Annotated in this window: 2 protein-coding genes; both read right to left on the bottom strand. The window is 56.7% G+C overall.

All coding sequences use genetic code 11. The features are described 5' to 3' along the window. The coding region (gene yccS / locus ACTHUE_RS14655; RefSeq protein WP_440423864.1) for a YccS family putative transporter at positions 1 to 1549 on the bottom strand (1549 nt) is incomplete at its 3' end. Positions 1550 to 1712: 163 nt separating this feature from the next. Next, the coding region (locus ACTHUE_RS14650; protein ID WP_440423862.1) for a PilT/PilU family type 4a pilus ATPase at positions 1713 to 2779 on the bottom strand (1067 nt) is incomplete at its 5' end.

Genomic DNA, 2779 nt, shown 5'->3' with positions numbered 1-2779 from the left:
TAACGGAACCGACGATGGTGTCGATGATGCGGATGGGCATGGCGTGGTACACGTCCAAACCGGCAAGCGAGAGGCTGGTCAGGGCTTGGATGGTGATGAAGAAGGTGGAGAAGCTGTATTTGTAGCTTCGGGTCATGAAAAACAGGGTTGTGCTGGCGATGACAATCCAGAGCTTGGTTTCAACGGACGGGGTGAAGTAGGGAACGAGCGAACCGACAATCACGCCGAGAATCGTACCGGCAATGCGTTGGTACACACGGCTTTTGGTGGCGGTGTAGTTAGGCTGGCAGACGAAAAGGGCGGTCAGCAGAATCCAGTAGCCGAGGTTGAGATGGAGGATTTCGACAATGATGCAGGCCGCGGCAACGACGATGGAGAGGCGAGTGGCATGGCGGAATACGCTGGAGTCGAAATTGAGTTGGCTGAGGACGGTCTCGCCGATATTGCGGAACTTGGTGTTTTCAAGGGCGGCGATGCGGGTGTTGGCGTTGTCGTTTTCGGCAAGGGACGCATCGTTTTGCAGTTGCCGCAGTTGGTAATCGACGCTGCTGAGGTTGTCGAGCAGGCGGCGGATATTGTGGAGGTTGGCATTGTCGGCATGGGTCTCGGCAAAATGGCTGAGGGATTGGCGGCAGCCTTCCATGGCGCGGCCGAGGCGTTTGCTGTATGCGTAGGGTTTGTTGTTGCGCAGGGAGGCGGCAACGTTGCGGCACGCCTGACCTTGCATTTCGAGCAGGCGGCGGATGCGGAAGATGAGGTCGGTGTTTTTGAGCTGCTCGGCCATTTCGCTGTAATCGACGTGGGCGGAGCTGATGCGTTCGTGCATGTCTTGCGCGCAGAGGTAGTAGCGCAGCATTTTGGCGGTACGCGGATGGCGGTGTTGGCCGCGCAACCGGTAGAAAAGTGCGCCGCGGCATTGGTTGAAGGCGGTAATCACGCCGGTGTTGCTCATGGCCAAGTCGATTTGGCGGTTGCCCAACCATGCGGCTTCGTCTGGATCGAAAAAGTCGGCTTTGGCATCGAAGTAGTTGCTGAGTGCATCATAGGCGTTGGCGACGGTTTCTTGGACAGGGCGGTGGGGCAGGATGATTTGGAAGATCAGGGTGTTGACGCTGTATAGAACAGTGCCCAACAGAATCATGACGGGGTTGGTCAGCCAGTAGGTCTCGGGGGTGTAGGTCAGCGTGGTGTAGGTGGCGACGGCGAGCGCACCGAAAGCGAAGGTGCGGTATTTGAGGCCGACGGTGCCGAGGATGGTAAAGCCGAAAGTCATCAGGGTCATGGCCAAGATGAAGGGAACGCCTGTGCCGATGGTGCTTTGGGCAAGCAGCGAAGAGAGGGTGAACAGGGCAACGGTGATGACGATGTTTTTCAGACGGCCTGTGAGGCGGTTGTCCAAGTCGACCAAACCGCCGGCAATAATGCCGAGTACGAAGGGCATGACGAGCTTAGGCGTGTTGAAGTGCCAAACGAGGGTAGCGGCGATGAACACGCTGGCGAAGACGGGCAGGGAGGCAATGATCAGAGGTTTGAGCGGCGGAGTTTTCATGATTGGGTTGTTTTATTTGTTATGAGATGAATGATTGGATTTTAACAGGATTTTCAGTCGGTTTCAGAATGCTTGAAATAGGATAAGGCCGTCTGAACGGATACGGGAAAATACTTGATTTCGTTTCCACATTTGTTCAGACGGCCTTTTTTGGCTTGCGCCATTAGGTCATCAGGTTGAGGTCGCTGATGCGGTCGTAGAGGCGTTCGGTATTGTTGCCCTCGTCGTGCATTTGAATGCGCAGGCGCAAATCGTTGGCGGATACCGCTTGGCGCAGGGCTTCGCTGAGTTCAATTTGGCCTTGTGCGTAGAGGGTGAAGAGATTTTGGTCGAACGTCTGCATGCCGTTGCTGCCGGAGCGTGCCATCAGGTCGCGGATTTCCAGCAATTCGCCTTTGAAAATCAAGTCCTGCATGGCCGGCGTGTTGAGCAGGAGGTCGGTAACGGCCGTGCGTTGGCGGTTTTTCTTGATGGTGAGGCGTTGGCCGATGATGCCGACGAGGTTCAACGCCAAATCCATCAAAACCTGTTGGCGTCGGTCTTCCGGATAGAAGTTGATGATGCGCTCGATGGTTTGGGAGGCCGTGCTGGCATGGATGGTGAAAACGCACAGATGGCCGGTTTGAGCCAGTTGGAGGGCGTATTCCATGCTTTCTTCGCTGCGGACTTCGCCGATACAGACGACATCGGGTGCTTGACGCATGGCGCTTTGAACGGCGGTTTTCCAGTTGTCGGTATCGATGCCGATTTCGCGCTGGGTGAAGATGCTGCGGCAAGGTTTGTAGATAAACTCGATGGGGTCTTCGATGGTAACGATATGGCCGGGCAGCTTTTGGTTGCGGTAGTTGAGCATGGAGGCCATGGTGGTGGACTTACCCGAACCGGTCGGGCCGGCGAGGATCAGCAGGCCGCGCGGTGCGAGTGCAAGCTCTTGGAGCTTTTCGGGTAAGCCGAGGGTCTTCATCTCGGGAATGTCTTGGCTGACGCGGCGCAATACCATGCCGACGCGGCCTTGCTCGTGGTAGGCGTTGACGCGGTAGCGCGTGTTGCTGCGCGATTGGACGGAATAGTTGATTTCCCAGTCGCGGTTGAAGGCTTCGAGCTGGTCGGGGTTCATGGTGGATTCGGCGATGGCGGCGGTGTCCGCGCCGGTCAGCGCTTTGTGGGGCATGGGCGTGAGGGTGCCGCCGACTTTAATGGCAGGAGGAAAGCCTGCGCTGATGAAGATGT

Source organism: Neisseria sp. P0021.S005 (assembly GCF_051956955.1).
Note: the sequence above shows the minus strand (reverse complement) of the source record. Positions and strands in the feature narration are given on the sequence as shown.